Source organism: Amycolatopsis sp. Poz14, from assembly GCF_006704225.1.
Taxonomy (GTDB): domain Bacteria; phylum Actinomycetota; class Actinomycetes; order Mycobacteriales; family Pseudonocardiaceae; genus Amycolatopsis; species Amycolatopsis nivea.
In genome coordinates, this window is sequence record NZ_JACLHD010000001.1 from 155,531 (window position 1) to 175,282 (window position 19,752).

Here is a 19,752-nt window from a genome sequence, read left to right on the forward strand (position 1 = left end):
AACGCGGGAACACTGGACGACGTGCCCCGAGCCGAGGAAGTCGCGAGCATCCGCGACGAGCGAGAACTGGTCGAGCGCGCCGGACACCTGCTCGCCGGAGCCGACGAGTTCGCCTGCGCCGCGAACGACCTGCACACCTGGTCCGCGATGCAGAAATTCGCCCAGGAGCTGCCGAAAGAGCGGAAGCTGCGGGTTCGCAAGGTCTACCTGTCGCGAGTCATGCTCGACCCGGCGGGAGCCGAGCACCTGCGGATGCTGCAGCGGCTCGGCGCGGAAGTCCGGATCAGCGACCACGAGATCAACGAGACGATCCTGCTCGACGGCCGCGTCGCGATCCTCGCCGCCGGCCCCGGCTACAACGTCGTGACCGCCCCGGATCTGGTGCGGGGCATCTCGTCGCTGTTCGAGGCCGCCTGGCGCTCGTCGACCGCGATGGAGGCGTACGAAACGCGGTTCGCCGAGCTGCGGCAGTACACGCCGCAGCTGCTGGACCTGCTGTCTTCCGGTTCCACCGACGAGAAGGCGGCCCGGGCGATGGGCGTCGGGCTGCGGACGTACCGTCGGCGGGTGGCCGAATTGATGGATGTCCTGGGTGCGACGTCGCGGTTCCAAGCAGGCGCTCTCGCGAGGGAGGCGGGCCTGCTGTGAGGCGCGCCGTTCTCGCCGCGGCCTTGCTCACCGCCGGATGCTCCGCGTCCCAGCAACCCGCGTCGCCCGCGCCCGCTCCCGAACCGGCGAATGTGGCCTATGTGGACGCCAAAGCGACCAGCGACGCGGTGTCCGGCGTCAAAAAGGCCATGGAGACGGCGTTCAGTTACGACTCCACGAAGCCGGACGAGGTCGCGAAAACCGAGCAGGAATACCTGACCGGCGGGGCCCGCGCGCAGTTCGACAAGACCTTCGCCGAGGTCCGCACCGAGCCGGTCACCACGCAGACGCAGGTGCTCGAAACCGGTCTGGCCGAGCTGACCCCGGACCACGCGCGGATGCTGGTGGTGGCCGCGCAGCACAGCAAACGCCCCGACGGAGCCAAAAATCAGGGCGTCGCGCTCATCCTGGTCACCGCGGGCAAGGCGAACGGGCACTGGCAGCTGCAGGATCTGAACTTCGATCCGCGCGGAAAGCTCACCGCCGCGCCCAGCCCCGCGGACGGCCTCGCTACGACCCGGGACGCCGCAGTCGACGCGGCCGTCCGGGAGGGCGGGATCCTGATGACCATCGACCCGAAGGACATCGACGGCAGCTACGCGAAGTGGGAAAAGGTGGCCGCCGACCCGCTGCTGTCGCAGTTCCGGCAGAGCCGTCAGGAAACCGTGGACAGCATCCGCAAGACCGGGAAGAAGGCGGCCTTCGGCGCGGATTCAACCGCCGCGCTGACCGAACTCAGCCAGGACGGCACCAAGGCGTCGGCGGTGCTGTCGGCGTTGGTGACGACGAGCGGCGGCCAGAACCCCGGAGAAAACCGGCTGCCGGTCCACCTCGACCTCGTCCGGCAGGGCACCGAGTGGAAGGTGTCCGGGATCCGGGCGCTATCCGGCGAGGGCTCGTGAGCGGCGGCTAGAAGCGGCCCCCGCCGCGCCGTGCTCGTGAGCGGCAAGTCCGGTTCTCACCGGCAACGCCACTCACGAGCAGGCCAGCAGCGGAAGGGCTCAACGCCCCTGGTTCGCGACCGCGGCGGCGGCTTCCTTCGCCGCCTCCGGGTCCAGGTACTCGCCGCCCGCCTTGACCGGCTTGAGGTCCGCGGTCAGGTCGTAGCGCAGCGGGATGCCGGTCGGGATGTTCAGCGCGGCGATGGCGTCGTCGGAGATCCCGTCAAGGTGCTTGACCAGCGCGCGCAGCGAGTTGCCGTGCGCGGCCACCAGCACCGTGCGGCCGGCCTTGAGGTCGGGGACGATCGCCGACTCCCAGTACGGCAGCAGCCGGGCCACGACGTCCTTCAGGCATTCCGTCAGCGGGGCCTGGTCGCCGAGGTCGGCGTACCGCGCGTCGCCGGACTGGCTGAACTCGTCCTTCGGGTCGATGGCGGGCGGCGGCGTGTCGTACGAGCGGCGCCAGAGCATGAACTGCTCCTCGCCGAACTCGTCCAGCGTCTGCTTCTTGTTCTTGCCCTGCAGCGCGCCGTAGTGCCGCTCGTTGAGCCGCCAGTCGCGCTTGACCGGGATCCAGTGCCGGTCGGCGGCGTCGAGGGCGATGTTCGCCGTGCTGATCGCCCGGCGCAGCAGCGACGTGTGCACCACGTCCGGCAGCAGCCCCGCCTCGGCGAGCAGCTGCCCGCCCTGGCGCGCTTCGCGCTCGCCGGTCTCCGAAAGGGGCACGTCCACCCAGCCGGTGAACAGGTTTTCCGCGTTCCACGTGCTCTGCCCGTGCCGCAGCAGCACCAGGGTCCCAAGTTCGGCCATGGCCATCAGCCTGCCAGAACGGGTCCGCGCCGCCAGTAGTGCGTCCACCCCTCTACCCAGAGTGCGTTACCCGGGAGTAACGCCTTCACCCGACGCGCAGCCGGGTTGCCGACAAGCAGGCCAAAGAGTGCAAGGCGCTGCACACTGTTATCCCCGTCAGCAAAGTTCACTCGAACGGAGTAACCAGTAGTCTTGTGATTACTGGTCGACATCTGACAGGTTGGGCATGTCCCGCTCAGCCGGATTCCACGCACTCCCGGCTGATCACGGGCAGTGACCGCGGCTCGTCTCCCCCCTGCCGAGCCGCGGCCCGCCGGCCCCGTTGGCATCCCCCTCGTCACCGGGTCCAGCAAGGCGGGACCTGCAGCGGGACGGCTCGAGATCGCGACTCCCCCCTCCCTCGAGCCGTTCCGCCAGCCCCTCACTCCGCGGGCCTGGCCTTCCGCCGCCGCAGCCACCAGAACACCGCGCCCGCCGGGATCCCGAACGCGATCAAGAACGGCAGCAAAACTCCGAGCACGCGCACGAGCCCGCTGCAGAAGACGACGAACGCGTCCCATCCCCCGGACAGCCCGGCGAGGAAGCCGCCCGTCTCCTCCGCCGCCGCGGCCGCCTGCTTCGTCACCGACAGCGACACGGTCGCCATCGCGACCTTCCCGGCCAGCGACGCCTGCTGCCGCTCCAGCGACTCCAGCGTGGCCTGCCTGCTGGTCAGCTCGCTCTCGACGGACGCGATCTCGGACACCGACTGCGCCTTCGCCAGCAGCGCGCGGATCCGCTCGACGCTCGCCCGCTGGGTCGCCAGCCGCGCGTCCACGTCGACCACCTGCGAGGTCACGTCCTGCGCGCTGATTTCCCGCCGCTTCATCTGGCCGAGCCCGCCCAGTTGCTCCAGCACGCCGTCGAGTTTCTCCGCGGGCACGGACAAGGTCAGCGACGCGGAATCGTCCGTCGCGCTCTCCTGCCCGGCGTAGCCTCCCGCGCCGGTCGCGATCGCCTTGGCGCGGGACACGACGTCGTCGGTCTTCGGGGTGGTCAGTTCCAGCCGTGCGCTGCGCGCCAGCTTGCGATCAGTCGCGCCCGGCTCGGGCACCGACGCCTGCGCGTTGCCCTGCTTCGGCGCCGCCCCCTGCTCCTGCCGCTGCGCGGGCGCGACAGCCGACCTCGCCGAATCCGCGCTGGTGCCGCCGCTGCATCCGGCCAGCAGCAGCACCGCGGCTCCCGCGAGCACGTATCTCCATCGAGTCCGCATTCCCGTCTCCCTCCAGTCGTTGGCGGTGAGACGAAGCGACCGGGCGGACCCGTTGCACGGAATCGGTTACGACTCGGTCAACCCCGGTTCGTGCCCTCCGGCGGGTTCGGCGAGGTGTTTGAACGCCTCGAGGTTCGCCAGCGATTCGCCGCGCGAAACCCGCCAGTCCCATTCGCGCTTGATGGAGGTGGCGAACCCGATTTCCAGCAGGATGTTGAAATCGCCGTCGGCGGCCTCGAGCACCTGACCGAGGATCTTGTCCAGTTCGGACTCGGTCACCGTCTCCTTGCCGAAGCGGCCGACCAGGTAGATGTCGCCGAGACTGTCCACTGTGTAGTGCACGCCGTAGAGCCGGGCGTTGCGCTGCAACAGGAACCGGTACACGTCCTCGTGCCGCTCGTCCGGACGGCGGCACACGAACGCCTCCACCGAGAACGCGTGGTCGCCGTCCACGAGCCAGCAGTTGGTCTGCAGCTTCTTGGTTCCCGGCAACGTCACGAAATAACGGCCTTCGCCGCGACGGTCGTAGTTGAGCCCACTTGAGTCCAAAGTGGACTTGATAGTCGCGTCAAGGCTCACACTGCCACCTCCGCCCGCAGTTCCAGCGCCTGCCGGAACGCTCTGGTCGCTTGAGCATAGATGTCCAGCAGCGAATCCGTGGTGCGCCGCCAGGAAAACCGCTGCGCGTGCCGCACCGCGTTGGCCGCCAGTTCGGCCCGCCGGTCCGGCCGCAGCGCGACCGCGGCGAGCGCGTCGGCCCATTCCGCCGCGCCGTGCGACGGGACCAGCAGCCCGGAAACCCCGTGCGGCACCGCGACCGGCAGCCCGCCGACCTCCGCCGCCACCACCGGCGTACCGCACGCCTGTGCTTCGAGCGCGACCAAACCGAAGGATTCGTTGTAGCTCGGCACCGCGACGACGTCGGCCGCGCGGAACACCGTGCGCAGCTTCAGTCCAGTCTGCGGCGGCAGGAACCGCACCTGCTCGGCAATGCCCAGCGACACCGCCAGTTCCCGCAACGCCTGCGGCTGCTCCAACCCGGTCCCGGACGGTCCGCCGACGACCAAAACCACCAGCCGCGACGCCAATTCCGGCCGCTGCCGCAGCATTTCCGCCGCCGCGTGCAACAGGACGTCCGGAGCCTTGAGCGGCTGAATCCGTCCGGCGAAGGCGAGCACCACAGCGTCCGGCGACAGGTTCAACTCGCGCCGCGCGTCCAGCTGCGAGCCGGGCGTGAACCGCTCGAGGTCGACGCCCGGCGGTACGGCGTGCACCGCGTGCGTGGCGGCCCCGTAGAGATCGACCAGCTGCCGCGCCTCGACCTGCGTGTTCGCGACAAGGCAGTCCGCCTCCGCGACGACCTGCTCCTCGCCCATCACTCGCGTCCGCGGCTCGGGCTTGTCCCCCTCGGCGAGCAACGCGTTCTTGACCTTCGCCAGCGTGTGCGCGGTGTGCACGAGCGGCACGCCCCACCGGTCGCGGGCGAGCCAGCCGACCTGTCCGGACAGCCAGTAGTGCGAGTGGATCAGGTCGTAGTAGCCCGGCTCGTGAAACGCCTCCGCGCGCAGCACGCCCGAGGTGAACGCGCACAGCTGCGCGGGCAGCTCGTCGCGCGCCAGCGGCTCGAACGGCCCGGCCGGCACGTGCCGCACCGTGACGCCGGGAGCCAGCTCGGCCAGCGGCGGCTGCTCCGACGAGGTCGCCCTCGTGAAGACCTCGACCTCGATGCCGCGCCGCGCCATCTCCTGCGCGGTCTGGCTGACGTACACGTTCATCCCCCCGGCGTCGCCGGTGCCCGGCTGCTCGAGCGGGGAGGTGTGCACGGACAAGACCGCGATCCGGCGCGGCTCAGCGATGAATCCCTTGAGGGTCACCTGGTCACTCCTGCTACTCGGCTGCGTCCCCGGCGAACCGCCGCAGCACGGAGTTGAAGTCCTCCGGCTCCTCGACGAACGGCAGATGCCCGGCCTCAACGAACCAACGCAGGACCGCCCCCGGAATCTTCCCGGCCGAATACTCTGCCGCCGAAGGATCCACCACACCGTCGGCCGAACCGTGCACCACGAGCGCCGGCTTGTCGACCGCGGCAAGCACGTCACCACTGCCGATGTCCCGCCGGAACAGCGCGCCGCGCACCGCAGGCGGCACCGAAAGCGAACTGCCGAGCATCGCCTGCGCGTACGCGCCAGGCACCTTTGGAGTGGCCTGGGCCCGGGTGAACTCGACCAGCGCGGGGATCGCCACCTCGGCGTCGTCCGAGAGCGCGGCGGGCAGCGCGGCCCGCATGATCGGCCCGGTCGCGCCGCCTTCGCGCTTGCGGCCGATCTCGGTGATCGCGCCCACCAGCACGATGCCGCCGAGCCGTGCGGTGCCGTGCTCGCGGAGGTAGTCGGCGATCACCAGCCCGCCGTAGGACCAGCCGACGACGATCGCGTCCGGGCCGGCGAAGTCGAGCACCGCGGCGAGGTCGCCCGCCCACTGCGCGGGATCGTCGTAACCGCTGTCGGGCACGTCGGAGCCGCCGTGCCCGCGCAGGTCCATCGCGACGAGCCGGAATTGCCCGCTCAGCGCCGGATCGGCCAGCTGAGCGGACCAGGCCGCGGCGGACTGGGCCCAGCCGTGCACGAAGACGATCGGACGCGCGTTCTCCGGGCCTTCGACGCGCAGTGCGATCCGCACGCCGCCTGCCCCGGTTACCTCAGTGTTCACTTCTACTTGTTAGCAGACGGCTAGTGGATCACTTCGCGGCCGAGAGCGACTTCCACGTCGACCAGTCGTAGAACCAGTCCTTGACGTCGGAGTTGGTCGGGCTGCCCAGCCGCGAACCGGTGACCTCGACCGGGTCGCCGATCATCGCCGTGTCGAAGTAGGCCTTGGCGTCCGCCTCGAGCAGGTTGACGCAGCCGTGCGAGTTGTTCGTCTTGCCGATCGCGGCCGCGTTGTCCTGGTTCTCGTGGATGAACTCGCCGTGGTTGGAGAACCGGCAGGCCCACTTCTTGTTGACGTTGGTGTAGCCGTAGCGGGCGTTGTCGAAGACCGCGTGCGGCTCCTTCGACATGATGATGAAGGTGCCGTTCGGGGTGTTGCGCTGGACGTCCGAGTCGAGCCCGTTGGAGCACGGGTAGCTCGCGCTCTCCGCACCGCCGCGGTAGACCTTCATCACATGGTCCGGGGTGTGGATCTTCACGACCTGGTTGCGGCCGATCTTGAACTTGGTGCTGACGTCCGATTTCACGTAGACGCCCCCGCCGAGGTCGACGCCGTACAGGTTCGCCTCGACCTCGACGGTCGTGTTGGCGGGCCAGTACTCCTTGGGCCGCCAGTCCACCTGGTTAGCCGACAGCCAGGCCCACGAGCCCTCGACGTCCTTGCTGGTCTTGACCTTGAGCGCCTTCTCGACGGCGGCGCGGTCCTTCGGGGCGGCCCCGTTGAACTTCACGCTGATCGGCATCGCGACGCCGACCTCGGCGTCGTCGCCCGGGTTCAGCGTGGCGCGCACCGTCTTGGCCGGGCTGACCGTGGCGAAGGACCCCTTGAGCTCGGCGGGCCGCTGGTCGCTGCCGGTCGCCTTGGCCGCGTAGTTGTAGGTCTTGCCGTAGCCGAGCGGTTCGGAACTGGTCCAGGACAGGCCGTCGGGCGCGATCTCGCCCTTTATCTCGTCGCCGCCCTCGTTGGTGAGCTTGACCTCGGTCAGCTTGCCTTCGGTGACCTTCACCACCACCGGCTCGCGCACGCTCGCGTCCTTGGCCCCGACGGCCGGGGTCGCGGTGAGCTTCGCCACCGGGGCGACCGGCTTGCCGCCGTTGTCGCCGCTCCCGCCCTGCGGCACCGCGGTGCCGTCGTTGCTGCCGCCCGAGCACGCGGCGGCCAGCGCCGCCGCGCCGGTCGCGAGAACGGCCTTGAACACCGTACGGCGCTCGATCACGGTCTTACCTCCACTTGTCCCCCGCACCGGCTTCTCCCACGCAGAACAGCGCCGGTGAGCGATTCGACGTTACCTGCGAACCGGAAATTCCTCTTCACCCCGCAAGACGTTTCACCCGGTGTCCGGTTGCTGCCGGTTTACTGTCGATTGCTCACCCGGGTTACCCCGGATGCTTCAGAGCGAACAGTTGATCAGCAGTGGTTCCGGATACAGCCGCACCCCGAACCGAGCCTCGACCCCGTCGCGGACCTCGCGGGCCAGCGCGAGCAGATCCGCCGTACTGGCCCCACCACGGTTGGTAAGCGCGAGAGTGTGCTTGGTAGAAAGCGAAACCCGACCCCCCGGCCCCGGGTACCCCTTGCCGAACCCGGCCCGCTCGATCAGCCACGCAGCGGACAACTTCACCCCGCCGCTCGCCGGATACTGCGGGATCTTCCCCTCAGCCGACTCCGCGATCCGGCTCAGCACCGCCGCCGCGTCTTCCTCGGGAACGATCGGATTGGTGAAGAACGACCCCGCACTCCAGGTGTCGTGATCGACCGGATCGAGCACCATCCCCTTGCCGCGCCGCAGCCCAAGCACCGCTTCCCGAGCCCGCGCGGCGGGGACCTTCGCATCGATCTCGACACCCAGCGTGCGCGCCAACTCGGCGTACCGAATCGGCGCGGACTGCCCACTCGGATCGACCCGGAACCGCACACTCAGCACCACGCCCCGGTCGGTGCCCTTGAGCACACTGGTGCGATAAGCGAAGCCGAGCTCGTCAGCCTTGACCGTCCGCACCTCCTTCGCGCCCCGGTCGTACAACTCGACGGAGACGATCGACTCAGCCACCTCGCCGCCATACGCACCGACGTTCTGGATCGGCGTCGCCCCCACCGACCCCGGAATGCCGGAGAGACACTCGAGCCCACCGAGGCCGTCGTCGACGAGCGCAGCGACGAACGCGTCCCACTCCTGCCCGGCCGCCACCTCGACGATGTCGCCATCACGGGTCCACCCGGTGTTGGCGATCCGCACGAGGGTGCCGTCGAAGCCTTCGTCACCGACGACGAGATTCGACCCGCCACCGAGCAGCAGGACGGGCTCACCTGCGTCGTCAGCGCCACGAACGGCGGCAACGAGTTCCGCGGCGGTGGTCGCAGTGACGAACCGGCGAACCGGCCCACCGAGACGGAGGGTGGTGAAGTCGGCGAGGCAAGCCCGACCAGGCGTTTCAGCGATGTCCACAGAGCTTGACGGTACTGCCCCGCCCCTCCCGCCCCCGTCGACCCATCCGTGAGGGCCACCCTCATTGACTCTGATTCCCTCAGGGTTCCCCTCACGACCCGCCACCGCCAACCGCAGCCGCCAGCCGCAACGCCGCCCGTGATGCCGCCCGCCCGAACCGCAGCCGGTGCACCCAACGAGCCAGGCACTCTGCCCTTCCCCCGCAGGGGATGCACCCAACGAGCCAGGCACCCAGCCCTCCCCCAACCCCGATACGAAGCCTCCCTGCGGTTCGGGGGTGCTTGTCAAGGCATCTTTCCCGCCTTGACAAGCACCCCCGAACCGTCAGCACAATTGGGCTTCGGGGTGCCCCACGCAACCCTCTTTCCGCGGCGAAGCCGCGGCCTCCCGGTACTGTCCGTCACATGGGATCCCGGATCGAGCACCGCGGCGAATTCACCGGCTCGCTCGAAAACGTCTTCACCGCAGTCGCAGGCAAGGACGCCCTCCAAGCCCGCCTAGCCGCCCTAGGCGGCGACGACGCGAAACTCCTCGCCTACACCGCCGAAGGCGACTCCGTCCGCTACGAACTCCAGCACGGCATCAAAGCGGCCAAACTCCCGCAAGCCGTCCGTGCCCTGCACAAGGGCGACATCATCGTCAACCGCACGCAGACCTGGAAGCGGTCCGGCGACGAGTACACCGGCCGGTCCGACGTCAGCGTCGGCGGCGTGCCCGGCGAGATCGGCGCCTCGACCTACCTCAGCCCGAAGGACGGCAAGGTCCTCCTCCGCACCACGGGCGAGGTCGTCGTGCGCATCCCCCTCTTCGGCGGCCGGATCGAGGAGTTCGTCTCCGAGCAGGTGGTCAACCTGCTGCGGCACGAGGACGAGTTCACCGCGCAGTGGCTGGCCGAGCACGCCTGACCCCGGTGGGAGCCCCGACCAGGGGCACCACCAATCCCAACCGGTTGCGCCGGGTCGACCGCTGGCTCGCGAGCGACCCGGGCGTCACGCGGCTGCTGCGGCGCGGCGAAAGTCCCCTTGTCGTCGATCTCGGCTACGGAGCGTCGCCGGTCACGACGGTCGAACTGGCTCGCTGGCTGGCGCGCGTGCGGCCGGACGTCCGGGTGCTCGGGCTCGAACTCGACCCGGAGCGCGTCGCCGCCGCCCTTCCCGCTGCTGATCCGCCCCGGCTCGACTTCCGGCGCGGCGGGTTCGAGCTGGCCGGGACGCGGCCGGTTCTGGTGCGCGCGTTCAACGTGCTCCGCCAATACGCCGAGGACGAGGTCCCGGGCGCGTGGCAGCTGATGCTCGACGCGATGCCGCCGGAGGGCCTGCTCGTGGAAGGCACCTGCGACGAGATCGGCAGGCTGGTCACGTGGGTCGCGGTCGGAGCGGACGGTCCGCGCACGCTGACCCTGTCGCTGCGGCTTGCCGAACTCGACCGTCCGTCCACAGTGGCCGAACGGTTGCCGAAGATCCTCATCCACCGCAACGTTCCCGGCGAACGCGTGCACGCCCTGATGTCCACTTTGGACGAATGCTGGGCGGCCGCGGCACCGCACCGTTCCTTCGGCGTTCGCGCCCGCTGGACCACCACCGTCGCCATGCTCGCCGACCGCGGCTGGCCGGTCATCGGCAATCCGGACCGGCGCCGGCTCGGCGAGCTGACCGTGTCCTGGGACAGCGTCGCGCCGCGCTGAACCCACCTGTTCACCACCCGCACCCCGCTGGGTCACCCCTTGGTGACCTTCAGTGCTGACGATGAGCGAGTGGAACTGCTGGAACACGTCACCGAGCTGATCCGGGGCACGCTCGGCTCGCCCTGGCTGTGGGTGCTCGTGTTCGCGATCGCCGGCCTGGACGCGCTGCTCCCGTTCATGCCGAGCGAAACGACCGTGGTGACCGTCGCCGTCCTGATCGGACCGGACCCGGGCAGGCTCGCGCTGCTGGTCGTCGTGTCCGCCGCCGGGGCGTGGGCGGGCGACTGTCTCGGCTACGCGGTCGGCCGCGCCGCCGGTCCGCGCGCCGTCGCCTGGCTGCAGCGCGGACCGTCCGGGCGGCAACGCTACGAATGGGCCCGCGACCAGGTCCGCAGGCAAGCACCGCTGCTGATCGTCGCCGCGCGCTACCTGCCCGGCGGCCGCGTCGCGAGCGCGCTGGCCAACGGAAGCCTCGGCTATCCCCTGCGCCGGTTCGTTCCGCTCGACGCCGCGGGCGCGGCGCTGTGGTCGGTGTACAGCGCGCTGATCGGGCTCGCCGGCGGGGCCGCGTTCGCCGACCGTCCGGCGTACGGCCTGCTGCTGTCGCTCCTGCTCGGGCTGCTGCTGGTCGTGCTCATCGAATTCGGCCGCCGGGTCCGGGTGCGCAGGCTACGGTCAGTGCATGGACGCGCCACGGCTGCTGGAAGCGATCGACATCCACGCCGACCGGATCAAGGCCGCGACGCTCGCCGCGGGTCCGGCCGCGCCGGTCCGGAACTGTCCGGAGTGGACAGTGCTGGACCTGGTGACGCATCTGACGACGGTGCTCTCGTACACGGTCGCTGCGATCACCGACCAGAAGGCTGAGCCGCAGCGCGCGACCACCTGGGAGGACGCGCTCGGCCGCTGGGACGGCGAACGCATGGCCGTCCGCGAAGCCCTGCGGCGTCCGGCGGACACCCCGCTGCGCTCGCCGTTCCCGCACGGCGGCTCGATCACCGTCGGTGACTGGACGCGCCGGCTCGCGCACGAGTTCGCCATCCACCGGCTCGACGCGGAAAGCGCCCTGCCCGAGCCGCCGGTCACCCGGTACCGCACGGAATTCGCCGAGGACGGCATCGACGAGTTCCTCGCCTTCCTGACCCCGCGCCGCGCCCGGCCGAGCGGCCGCGAGGGGATCGTCCAGGTCAGCACCGACACCCGGACGTGGACCGTGCTGCTGCAGCCGGATGAGCCGCCGATGCTGGGCGAAGGCGTCCCGGACCTCACGCTCGCCGGTCCGGCCGACGAGGTGTACCGCGCGTTGTGGGGCCGTCCAAGCCACGCCGAGAACGTCGGCGACGCCACCCTTCTGGAGCCCCTCGCCGCGCCCTGACCAGCGGCCGGTGAGAATGGGCGCGTGTCAGAACCCCAGCGTTACGTGCTCACCTTCGGCTGCCCCGACCGCACCGGCATCATCGCCCGCATCTCGGGCTTCCTCGCCGACCACGGCGGAATGATCGTCGAGGCCGCGTACCACACCGATCCCGACTCGGGCTGGTTCTTCACCCGCCAGGTCGTGCGCGCCGATTCGCTGCCGTTCGACGCCGAGGGATTGCGCGAGCGGTTCAGCGCGGTCGCGAACGAACTGTCCGCGGAGTCGAGCTGGCAGGTGCGCGACACCGGCGAGCGCCCGCGCGCGGTGGTGCTGGTGTCGAAGGCCGGGCACTGCCTCTACGACCTGCTGGGCCGGGTCGCCTCCGGTGAGCTGGACGTCGACATCGCCGCGGTGATCGGCAACCACGATTCGCTCGCGGACATCACCCGCGCGCACGGGATCCCGTTCCACCACGTGCCGTTCCCGACAGGCGACCCGGACGGCAAGGCGGCCGCGTTCGCCAAGGTCCGCGAGCTGGTCGACGCACACGACCCGCACGCGATCGTGCTGGCGCGGTTCATGCAGGTCCTGCCCGCGGAACTGTGCGCGGCGTGGACCGGGCGCGCGCTGAACATCCACCACAGCTTCCTGCCGTCGTTCATCGGCGCGAAGCCGTACCACCAGGCGCACACGCGCGGCGTGAAGCTCGTCGGCGCGACCTGCCACTACGTCACCGCGGACCTCGACGCCGGGCCGATCATCGAACAGGACGTCATCCGCGTCGACCACGGCGATTCGGTCGCGGATCTGGTGCGCAAGGGCCGGGACATCGAGAAGGTGACGCTGGCGCGCGGCCTGCGCTGGCATCTCGAGGGCCGCGTTCTGGTGCACGGCAACCGAACCATGGTGATGTGAGTGGTTGCTGCCGGATCTCACCGGCAGCAACCGCTCACGAGCCCTCACGCGCCGATCGTCGAGGTGTCGATCACGAAGCGGTACCGCACGTCGCTGCTCTCGACCCGCGCGTACGCCTCGTTCACCTGGTCCGCGCTGATCGTCTCGATCTCCGCGCCGACGCCGTGCTCGGCGCAGAAGTCCAGCATCTCCTGGGTCTCCGCGATGCCGCCGATCATCGAACCGGCCAGCACGCGGTTGCCGCCGAGCAGGGAGAAGACGTTGTACTCCAACGGTTCCCCCGGCGCGCCGACGTTCACCATCGCGCCGCCGACGCGCAGCAGGCTGAGGTAGGCGTCGACCGGCAGCTTCGCCGAGACGGTGTTGAGGATGACGTCGAACCGGCCGGCGAGCGTCTCGAAGGTCGACTCGTCGCTGGTCGCGTAGTAGTCCTTCGCGCCGAGCCGGAGCCCGTCTTCCTGCTTCTTCAGGCTCTGGCTGAGCACGGTGACGTCCGCGCCCATCGCGACGGCCAGCTTGACCGCCATGTGCCCGAGCCCGCCGAGGCCGACGACGGCGACCTTCTTGCCCGGTCCCGCGCCCCACCGGCGCAGCGGCGAGTACGTGGTGATGCCCGCGCACAGCAGCGGCGCGGCGACGTCCAGGTCGATGCCCTCGGGGATCCGGCAGACGAACGCGTCCTTCACGACGATCTGCCGGCTGTACCCGCCGTAGGTGTTCTCGCCGTCGAAGCCGACCCCGTTGTACGTCTGGATGTTGCCCTTGACGCAGAACTGCTCGGATCCGGCGCGGCAGTACTCGCATTCGCCGCAGGAATCGACCATGCAGCCGACCCCGACCCGGTCGCCGACCTGGTACTTCGTGACGTCCGAGCCGACCGCGGCGACCACGCCGGCGATCTCGTGGCCCGGCACCATCGGGAAGATCGCGGTGCCCCAGTCCTGGTTGACCTGGTGCAGGTCGCTGTGGCAGATGCCGGCGTAGGCGATGTCGATGAGCACGTCGTCCGGCCGCAGGTCACGGCGCTCGATCGTCGTCGGCGCGAGCGGTCCGCCCGGCGCCGCGGCGGCGATGGCGGAGGTGGTCGTGGTCATGAAGCCCTCCTGGGTGTCCCGTCCGTTCGGGACAAAGTCGATGTAAGAACCCTCTTACATCGACTAGCGTGGGCCTCGGCTTATTCCTCGAAGCGACCACGATCGGGTGTGACACACGACATGGCGGCGCAGTACCACCACCGCAACCTGCGCGCCGAGCTGGTGCGCGTGGCGTTCGACCTGATCGCGGAGAACGGGGTCGCCGGGTTCTCGGTCGCCGAAGCCGCCCGGCGGGCGAAGGTCTCCACCGCCGCGCCGTACCGGCATTTCCCGGACCGCGCGGCGCTGCTGGCCGCGGTCGCCACCACCGCGGCGCGCCAGCTGCGCGAACTCGCCGAGGAAGCGGCCGCCGCCGAAACGGACGACGGTGCCGCGCTGGCCGCGGTGTCCGCCGCGCACACCAAGTTCCTGATGGAAACCCGGATCGGCCTGCACGTGTTCTTCGCCGCCGAGCTGGCTGACGCGCAGTACGTCGAACTGCACGAGGCCCGCCGCGAGCTGATCGATGCGTCGCTGTTGCGCTGCCTCACGATCGCGCCGGATCCGGCTATCGCGCTGGAACTGATGGAACAACTCCACACGCAGGCCTACGGCTACGGCGATTTCTACCTCAACGGCGTCTACCAATGGCTCGGCTACCCGACGGAGCAGGTCGTCGCCAAGTCCCGACGGGCGGCGCGGATCGTGATCGAGGCTTACCGCGCGGGGACTCCGGCGATCAGTCCGGCGGAGTGGTGACGTAGCGGGCTGCCAGCCAAGAACCGAAGGCGTGCAAGCGATCGGTGAGCGCGGCCGGTTCAAGGACATCGAAATCCACGTCCAGGTAAGCCAGCCAACGGGCAGCCCAGTCGATATCATCGGTGCCGAACCGGAGTTCGCACTCGTCGCCGTCCTCGACGACGGTGGCCACACTCGGGTCGACGAGTTCCCGGACCAGGTCAGCCGACGTGTGCACTTGGACCCGCACGCGGTACCGCCAGCTTGCATCCGTGATCAGATCGGCCACAGTGGACGGCGGTTCCGGCGCGGGAAGTTTGATCCCCAGCGGCTGGACCGCTTCGATCCGGTCCACCGCAAAGGTTTTCCATTCACTGGTTCCGCGCGGACAAGCGACGAGGTACCACTGCCGCCGAACCGTGATGAGCCGATAGGGCTGCACATCAACGGGTTTCGCCGATCGAGCATCCCGAGCTCGATGTCGGATCCGGACCGCTTCGCCAGCCCGGCAAGCCAACGCGAGCGGCACCAGGATATCCCGCGCTGCCTGCCGGAAAGGCTTGCCGGGCAACGATTCCACGTCCGCGAGCGCAGCCAGCCGGGCCTGCCAGCGCGTCGGCACCACCTGGGTCAGCTTGGCCAGCGCGGTCACCGTGGCGGTTTCCAGCCCGTCGACTGCCACTGCCGTCTGCAGGCCGAGCGAAACCGCCGCGACCTCGTCGGCATCCAGCAGCAGCGGCGGCATCGCGGTGCCGTGCGCGAGCCGGTAGCCGCCGACCCGGCCGGGTTCGCCGTCGATGCGATACCCGAGTTCGCGCAGCTGGGCGATGTCGCGGCGCGTGGTGCGCTCGGTGACGCCGAGCCGGGCCGCAAGGTCAGTGGCGGAGATGCCCGGACGCGCCTGCAGCAACGCCAGCGTCTCCAAGCGACGGCTCGTGGTGGTCATGGTTCCGATTCTCGCGCAAAACTAGGACAGTATCCGACCGGGTATCTGGTCATACTCGGTTTATGACTCAGCTGCTCCGCCCCGAAGGGCTCGTCCAGTCCCCCGCCTTCGCCCAGGTCGCCGTGGTCCCGCCGGGCGCGACGACGATCTACGTCGGCGGCCAGAACGCGGTCGACGCGAACGGCGCGCTCGTCGGCGGGACCGACGTCGCCGCGCAGGTCGAGCGGGTGATGGCCAACCTGAAAACGGCGCTGGCCGCGGGCGGCGCGACCGTCCAGGATGTGGTGATGCTGAACATCCTGCTGGTCGCGGACGTCGATCTCGCCAAGGCCTATCCGGCCGCCGCCGCGGCGCTGGCGGGCGCGACGCCGCCGGTCACCGTCCAGCGCGTGGCCGGGCTGGCCGTGCCGGGCGCGCTCGTCGAGGTCAGCGCGATCGCGGCGGTGGCCGAGTGAGCGTCGGGCAGACCAAGGACGCGGGCTGGCAGATCGGCGTCTCGAAGACGATCGGCCGCTCCGCCGAGGACGTCTGGGACTTCATCACGTCCGCGGAAGGCGTGGCGATCTGGCTCGGCGAGGGCGTCACCGTCCAGCCCGAACCCGGAGTCGGCTACGAGACCGCCGACGGAATCCGCGGCGAGACGCGCAGCTTCCGCGAAATGGACCGGATCCGGCTCACCTGGCAGCCGGCCGGCTGGTCGCACGAGACGACGCTGCAGCTCGCCGTGCGTGCCAGCGGTCCGGGCAAAGCAATGCTGCGCATTCACCAGGAACGCCTGGCCGACGCCGCCGAACGGGAGCAGCAGCGCCGCCATTGGCAGGGAGTTCTCGCCGAACTGATCACCGCGCTTGCCTAGCCCGCGACTGACGGAGGACCCTGGTACGCAAGCGGTTCACCGGCTGGAGGCGCGATGCTGTGCGTGTTCGACGTCAACGAGACGCTGCTCGACCTGACCGCGCTCGACCCGCTGTTCACCCAGCTCACCGGAGATCCGGAAGCGCGTCAGGAATGGTTCGCGCTCGCGATCCACACCGTGCTCACGGTGACCGCGGCCGGCCAGTACCGCGATTTCGCGCAGATCGCCGGGGAAGCCGCGGCCGCCGTGTGCGCGCGGCACGGCCATGAACTGACCGACGTCGAGCTGGTGAAGGTCGGCGACGGCCTGCGCACCCTGCCCGCGCACGCCGACGTCGTACCCGGCCTGGACCGCTTGCGCCAGGCCGGACACCAGGTCGTCGCCCTCACGAATTCGCCGCTCGCCACCGCCGAGGCGCAGCTGCAGAACGCTGGCCTGGCAACGAAATTCGACCGGATCTTCTCCGCGCAGCAGGTCAGCAGGCTCAAACCGGCACCGGAGCCGTATCTCCAGGTGCTGCGTGCCTTCGGCGTCGAACCCGGCCAAGCGGTGATGGTCGCCGCGCACGGCTGGGACATCGCCGGAGCACAAGCGGCAGGACTCCGGACCGCGCTGCTCGCGCGTCCCGGAGTCCATCCGCTGCCCGGGCTCCCCGCCGCGACCTACACCGCGGCGACGATGCCCGAGCTGGCTGACGAAATCGTCAGGAGCTGAGGCGCACCAGCATTTTGCCGGTGTTGGCCCCGCTGAGCAGGCCGAGGAACGCGTCCGGCGCGTTGCGGATGCCGTCCACAAAGGTCTCCGAGTACTTGATCTCGCCGGACGCCACGAGCGGCGCGACCTCGGCGACGAACTCCTGCATCAGGTGCCAGTGGTCCAGCACGAGCAGGCCGCGCATGGTGATCCGCTTGGCGATGAGCTGCACCAGGTTGCGCGGCGCCGGCGTCGGCTCGGTGGCGTTGTACTGCGAGATCATGCCGCAGATGGCGATCCGGCCGTGCAGGTTCATCGACGCGATCGCGGCCTCGAGGTGCTCGCCGCCGACGTTGTCGAAGTAGACGTCGATGCCCTCGGGCGCGGCCGCGGCGAGCTGCTCGGCGACCGGTCCGTCCTTGTAGTTGAAGGCGGCGTCGAAGCCCAGCTCCTCGGTGAGGTAGCGGACCTTCTCCGCCGAACCCGCGCTGCCGATCACGCGCTTGGCGCCCTTGAGCCGGGCCAGCTGCCCGACGAGCGAGCCGACCGCACCGGCCGCGCCGGAGACGAAAACCGTGTCGCCTTCCTTGAACTCCGCGCTCACCAGCAGCCCGGCGTACGCGGTCAGACCCGGCATCCCGAGCACGCCGAGGTAGGTCGAAAGCGGCGCGACCGAATCGTCCACTTTGACCGCTCGCTTGGCGTCGAGCACCGCGTGCGTGCGCCAGCCCGCCTGGTGCAGCACGTGATCGCCGACCGCGAAGTCGTCCACAGTGGACTCGATGACCTCGCCGACCGCGCCGCCCTGCATGGCCTCGCCGACCACGAAGGGCGGCGAGTAGGACTTCACGTCGTTCATCCGGCCGCGCATCGCCGGGTCGACGCTCATCACGAGGTTGCGCACCAGGATCTGCCCGGGACCCGGCTTCGGCACCTCGGTCTCGACGATGTCGAAATTGTCCATGGTCGGGACGCCGTGCGGGCGGGCCGCGAGCCGGATCTCAGTCGCTGTGGGTGCGTTCACCGTCGAACTCCGTTTCGTTCAAGCTGGATTGAAGCGGGGCGCGCGCCCCGGTCTATCCGGCCAACGGAGAAACCGGGGCGCGCATTCCGATTGTCCCCGGGGTTGTGGCCAGCGCTACACGATCTCCGCGAGCTTGCCGAGCACGCCGTCGTAGATCTTCTTCAGCCCGCCCGGCGCGAAGGTCTTCTCGAAGAAGCCGCCGATGCCGCCCGCGCCGTCCCAGCTGGTCTCGATGCGGACGAGGGAACGCTCGCCGGAGGCGGTGACGGTCCAGGTGGTGACCATGCTGGAGTTCGCATCGGTCTCGACGAAGGTGCCGGGCGACGGCTCGGTCACCGTGGCCGCGACGTCGCGCACTCGCTTGGACGTGGCCTGCAGCTTCCAGCTGGCCTTCGTGCCGGCGCCGACGCCGCCCTCGCTGACCTCGTAGTCGCGGTAGTGCTCGGTGAGCAGCTTCGGCCGGGTCTCGGCGTAGTCCGCGACCAGCTCACGCACGCGTTCCACCGGCGCGTCGATCGTGCGCTCCGCGGTGGCCGTGACCTTGCCCATGTCGTTTCCTCCTCAGGGTTCCGCCGAGGTCACCTTCGCACATGGGGTGAGGGGCGGCGATCCCGGTTCGCACCGGGATCGCCGCTCCCGAGAAGGTCAGGAGAGGCCCTGCTGCTTCAGCCAGTCCTTCGCCACGTCGGCCGCGGGTTCGCCGTCCGCGTCGACCCGCTTGTTCAGCTCGCGCATGCCGTCCGTGGTGAGCTTCGCGCTGACCGCGTTGACGACGTTCGCGAAGTCCGCGCCGCGCGCGTCGAGCACCTTCTTGTTCACCGCGGGCACCACGTTCTCGGTGGGCACGATGGCGAGGTCGTCCTTGAGCGCGACGTACTGCGGGTCGCCGACCAGCGGGCTGACCGAGTCGACCGGGATCACCGTGACCGCGCCGGAGTTGAGCTGCTGCACGCGCGGCCCAGCCTCCTGCACGGTCTGGAAGGTCGCGTTCGTCAGCTTGTAGACGTCCTTGAAGCCCTGGAAGCACGGCAGCCGCTTCTCGCACTCCGGCGGACCGGCCATCACGACCTTGTCGAGCTTCTTCAGGTCGCTGATCGACGCGATGCCCTTCGACTTCGCGAGGTCGGCCTTCACGATGTAGGTGTTCTTGTCCTCGGCGGCCGCGTAGTTCAGCAGCCCGACGCCCTCGGGCGCGAAAAGCTTCTCCAGCTGTTCGTGCTCGGCCTTGGCGTCCTTGGTGGCTTCCTTGCCGAAGCCGGTCGTGATCGCCGCGCCCTGGTACTCCGGCAGGAACTGCAGTTCGCCGGATTTGAGCGACGGGTAGACCAGCTCCCGCGAGCCGAGGTTCAGCTTCCGGGTGACCGGATAGCCCTTGGCCTCCAGCGCGCCCGCGTAGATCTCGGCAAGGATCTGGCTGTCGGTGAAGTTGAACGAGGCGACGACGATCGGAGCGCCGCCCTTGCTCGGCGCGGCCGGCTGGTCGCTTCCCCCACCGCACGCGGTCAAGCCGAGCGCGGCCGTCGCCAGCAGCGCGGCCACTCGGATGTTCCGGGTCCAGCGCACGTGTCCCCACACTCCTCAGTTCACTCGTTAGTGGGAATGGACCCTAACCGCGACCCCCGACAGAAACCACTGGTTAGGAATCCTCGCCACGGAATCT

The 19,752-nt window shown here is 69.7% G+C and carries 23 protein-coding genes and 1 pseudogene; 12 read left to right on the forward strand and 12 right to left on the reverse strand.

Translation table 11 applies throughout. From position 1 onward, the window contains the following. Positions 1–21: 21 nt before the first annotated feature. Together FKO37_RS00825 and FKO37_RS00830 are read left to right on the forward strand one after the other, a co-directional pair. Positions 22–648, forward strand: coding sequence for a response regulator transcription factor (locus FKO37_RS00825; protein ID WP_134733643.1), 627 nt, complete (start codon positions 22–24; stop codon positions 646–648). After that, positions 645–1,550, forward strand: a complete 906-nt coding sequence (locus FKO37_RS00830) for a hypothetical protein (protein WP_238603470.1) — start codon at positions 645–647, stop codon at positions 1,548–1,550. The genes FKO37_RS00825 and FKO37_RS00830 overlap by 4 nt, the downstream gene beginning before the upstream one ends. Positions 1,551–1,649: 99 nt before the next feature. On the opposite strand, the gene FKO37_RS00835 is transcribed toward FKO37_RS00830, so the two are convergent. The 7 genes from FKO37_RS00835 to FKO37_RS00865 form a co-directional block, all read right to left on the reverse strand. Next, positions 1,650–2,399 carry a phosphoglyceromutase gene (locus FKO37_RS00835; protein WP_037818901.1) on the reverse strand — a complete coding sequence of 250 codons (750 nt, stop codon included), beginning with the start codon at positions 2,397–2,399 and terminating at the stop codon, positions 1,650–1,652. A 421-nt stretch (positions 2,400–2,820) separates the two neighbouring features. Further along, entirely contained in the window at positions 2,821–3,651 is an 831-nt protein-coding gene (locus tag FKO37_RS00840; RefSeq protein WP_037818820.1) for a DUF4349 domain-containing protein, read from the reverse strand. A 66-nt stretch (positions 3,652–3,717) separates the two neighbouring features. Continuing rightward, the gene (locus tag FKO37_RS00845) at positions 3,718–4,230 is read right to left on the reverse strand and encodes a YbjN domain-containing protein (protein WP_037818819.1); all 513 of its coding nucleotides are present in this window, start codon (positions 4,228–4,230) and stop codon (positions 3,718–3,720) included. Further along, a complete protein-coding gene (gene mshA, locus FKO37_RS00850; RefSeq protein WP_051729643.1) occupies positions 4,227–5,525 on the reverse strand; it encodes a D-inositol-3-phosphate glycosyltransferase in 1,299 nt (432 codons plus the stop codon). The genes FKO37_RS00845 and mshA overlap by 4 nt, the downstream gene beginning before the upstream one ends. A 13-nt stretch (positions 5,526–5,538) precedes the next feature. Further along, the gene (locus FKO37_RS00855; RefSeq protein WP_238603471.1) at positions 5,539–6,360 is read right to left on the reverse strand and encodes an alpha/beta fold hydrolase; all 822 of its coding nucleotides are present in this window, start codon (positions 6,358–6,360) and stop codon (positions 5,539–5,541) included. A gap of 28 nt (positions 6,361–6,388) precedes the next feature. Beyond that, a complete protein-coding gene (locus FKO37_RS00860) occupies positions 6,389–7,576 on the reverse strand; it encodes an Ig-like domain-containing protein (protein ID WP_037818816.1) in 1,188 nt (395 codons plus the stop codon). Between the two features lie 174 nt (positions 7,577–7,750). After that, on the reverse strand, positions 7,751–8,806 hold the full coding sequence (locus tag FKO37_RS00865) for a UDP-N-acetylmuramate dehydrogenase (RefSeq protein ID WP_238603472.1): 1,056 nt from the start codon (positions 8,804–8,806) through the stop codon (positions 7,751–7,753). Positions 8,807–9,210: 404 nt separating this feature from the next. On the opposite strand from FKO37_RS00865, the gene FKO37_RS00870 reads away from it, so the two are divergent. From FKO37_RS00870 to purU, 6 genes and pseudogenes are all read left to right on the forward strand, one after another. Then, the gene (locus FKO37_RS00870; RefSeq protein ID WP_037807589.1) at positions 9,211–9,711 is read left to right on the forward strand and encodes a DUF2505 domain-containing protein; all 501 of its coding nucleotides are present in this window, start codon (positions 9,211–9,213) and stop codon (positions 9,709–9,711) included. Continuing rightward, a complete protein-coding gene (locus FKO37_RS00875; protein WP_134733629.1) occupies positions 9,690–10,490 on the forward strand; it encodes a class I SAM-dependent methyltransferase in 801 nt (266 codons plus the stop codon). The genes FKO37_RS00870 and FKO37_RS00875 overlap by 22 nt, the downstream gene beginning before the upstream one ends. 69 nt (positions 10,491–10,559) lie before the next feature. Beyond that, positions 10,560–11,357 (forward strand): DedA family protein, encoded by a 798-nt coding sequence (locus FKO37_RS00880; protein WP_037807583.1) that lies wholly within the window; start codon positions 10,560–10,562, stop codon positions 11,355–11,357. Further along, a pseudogene (locus FKO37_RS00885) lies at positions 11,254–11,487 on the forward strand (maleylpyruvate isomerase N-terminal domain-containing protein); the annotation flags it as partial. The gene FKO37_RS00880 and the pseudogene FKO37_RS00885, both read left to right, overlap by 104 nt. A 69-nt stretch (positions 11,488–11,556) precedes the next feature. After that, positions 11,557–11,865 carry a hypothetical protein gene (locus tag FKO37_RS00890; protein WP_255807074.1) on the forward strand — a complete coding sequence of 103 codons (309 nt, stop codon included), beginning with the start codon at positions 11,557–11,559 and terminating at the stop codon, positions 11,863–11,865. Positions 11,866–11,910: 45 nt separating this feature from the next. Then, complete coding sequence (gene purU / locus FKO37_RS00895) at positions 11,911–12,762, forward strand: formyltetrahydrofolate deformylase (protein WP_238608199.1); 852 nt, start codon at positions 11,911–11,913, stop codon at positions 12,760–12,762. Between the two features lie 44 nt (positions 12,763–12,806). On the opposite strand, the gene FKO37_RS00900 is transcribed toward purU, so the two are convergent. Continuing rightward, positions 12,807–13,856, reverse strand: coding sequence for an NAD(P)-dependent alcohol dehydrogenase (locus tag FKO37_RS00900; protein WP_238603473.1), 1,050 nt, complete (start codon positions 13,854–13,856; stop codon positions 12,807–12,809). A gap of 120 nt (positions 13,857–13,976) precedes the next feature. Between FKO37_RS00900 and FKO37_RS00905 the strand changes: the two genes are divergently transcribed. Next, positions 13,977–14,594, forward strand: a complete 618-nt coding sequence (locus tag FKO37_RS00905; protein ID WP_107050872.1) for a TetR/AcrR family transcriptional regulator — start codon at positions 13,977–13,979, stop codon at positions 14,592–14,594. On the opposite strand, the gene FKO37_RS00910 is transcribed toward FKO37_RS00905, so the two are convergent. Next, positions 14,575–15,519 carry a YafY family protein gene (locus FKO37_RS00910; RefSeq protein WP_238603474.1) on the reverse strand — a complete coding sequence of 315 codons (945 nt, stop codon included), beginning with the start codon at positions 15,517–15,519 and terminating at the stop codon, positions 14,575–14,577. The two genes, FKO37_RS00905 and FKO37_RS00910, sit on opposite strands and share 20 nt — an antisense overlap. Before the next feature lie 62 nt (positions 15,520–15,581). Here FKO37_RS00910 and FKO37_RS00915 point away from each other — a divergent pair, with 62 nt between their 5' ends. Genes FKO37_RS00915 through FKO37_RS00925 form a run of 3 tightly spaced genes read left to right on the forward strand, consistent with a single transcriptional unit; the run spans position 15,582 to position 17,089 of the window. Then, entirely contained in the window at positions 15,582–15,974 is a 393-nt protein-coding gene (locus FKO37_RS00915) for a RidA family protein (RefSeq protein WP_238603475.1), read from the forward strand. Next, positions 15,971–16,375 carry an SRPBCC domain-containing protein gene (locus tag FKO37_RS00920; RefSeq protein WP_037807566.1) on the forward strand — a complete coding sequence of 135 codons (405 nt, stop codon included), beginning with the start codon at positions 15,971–15,973 and terminating at the stop codon, positions 16,373–16,375. The genes FKO37_RS00915 and FKO37_RS00920 overlap by 4 nt, the downstream gene beginning before the upstream one ends. 54 nt (positions 16,376–16,429) lie before the next feature. Further along, entirely contained in the window at positions 16,430–17,089 is a 660-nt protein-coding gene (locus tag FKO37_RS00925) for a haloacid dehalogenase type II (protein ID WP_037807563.1), read from the forward strand. Here FKO37_RS00925 and FKO37_RS00930 read toward each other — a convergent pair. From FKO37_RS00930 to FKO37_RS00940, 3 genes are all read right to left on the reverse strand, one after another. After that, complete coding sequence (locus FKO37_RS00930; protein ID WP_134663651.1) at positions 17,079–18,092, reverse strand: NADP-dependent oxidoreductase; 1,014 nt, start codon at positions 18,090–18,092, stop codon at positions 17,079–17,081. The two genes, FKO37_RS00925 and FKO37_RS00930, sit on opposite strands and share 11 nt — an antisense overlap. Before the next feature lie 114 nt (positions 18,093–18,206). Next, positions 18,207–18,641 carry an SRPBCC family protein gene (locus FKO37_RS00935; RefSeq protein ID WP_037807557.1) on the reverse strand — a complete coding sequence of 145 codons (435 nt, stop codon included), beginning with the start codon at positions 18,639–18,641 and terminating at the stop codon, positions 18,207–18,209. A 96-nt stretch (positions 18,642–18,737) separates the two neighbouring features. Next, on the reverse strand, positions 18,738–19,655 hold the full coding sequence (locus FKO37_RS00940; RefSeq protein ID WP_037807556.1) for an ABC transporter substrate-binding protein: 918 nt from the start codon (positions 19,653–19,655) through the stop codon (positions 18,738–18,740). Between the last annotated feature and the right edge of the window lie 97 nt (positions 19,656–19,752).

What these genes read in the sequence shown, in the direction of transcription:
- FKO37_RS00905 (WP_107050872.1), top strand. Translation starts at nt 13,977, where the DNA reads ATGGCGGCGCAGTACCACCACCGCAACCTGCGCGCCGAGCTGGTGCGC.
- FKO37_RS00925 (WP_037807563.1), top strand. Translation starts at nt 16,430, where the DNA reads ATGCTGTGCGTGTTCGACGTCAACGAGACGCTGCTCGACCTGACCGCG.
- FKO37_RS00900 (WP_238603473.1), bottom strand. Translation starts at nt 13,856, where the DNA reads ATGACCACGACCACCTCCGCCATCGCCGCCGCGGCGCCGGGCGGACCG.
- FKO37_RS00840 (WP_037818820.1), bottom strand. Translation starts at nt 3,651, where the DNA reads ATGCGGACTCGATGGAGATACGTGCTCGCGGGAGCCGCGGTGCTGCTG.
- FKO37_RS00835 (WP_037818901.1), bottom strand. Translation starts at nt 2,399, where the DNA reads ATGGCCGAACTTGGGACCCTGGTGCTGCTGCGGCACGGGCAGAGCACG.
- FKO37_RS00915 (WP_238603475.1), top strand. Translation starts at nt 15,582, where the DNA reads ATGACTCAGCTGCTCCGCCCCGAAGGGCTCGTCCAGTCCCCCGCCTTC.
- FKO37_RS00935 (WP_037807557.1), bottom strand. Translation starts at nt 18,641, where the DNA reads ATGGGCAAGGTCACGGCCACCGCGGAGCGCACGATCGACGCGCCGGTG.
- FKO37_RS00910 (WP_238603474.1), bottom strand. Translation starts at nt 15,519, where the DNA reads ATGACCACCACGAGCCGTCGCTTGGAGACGCTGGCGTTGCTGCAGGCG.
- FKO37_RS00870 (WP_037807589.1), top strand. Translation starts at nt 9,211, where the DNA reads ATGGGATCCCGGATCGAGCACCGCGGCGAATTCACCGGCTCGCTCGAA.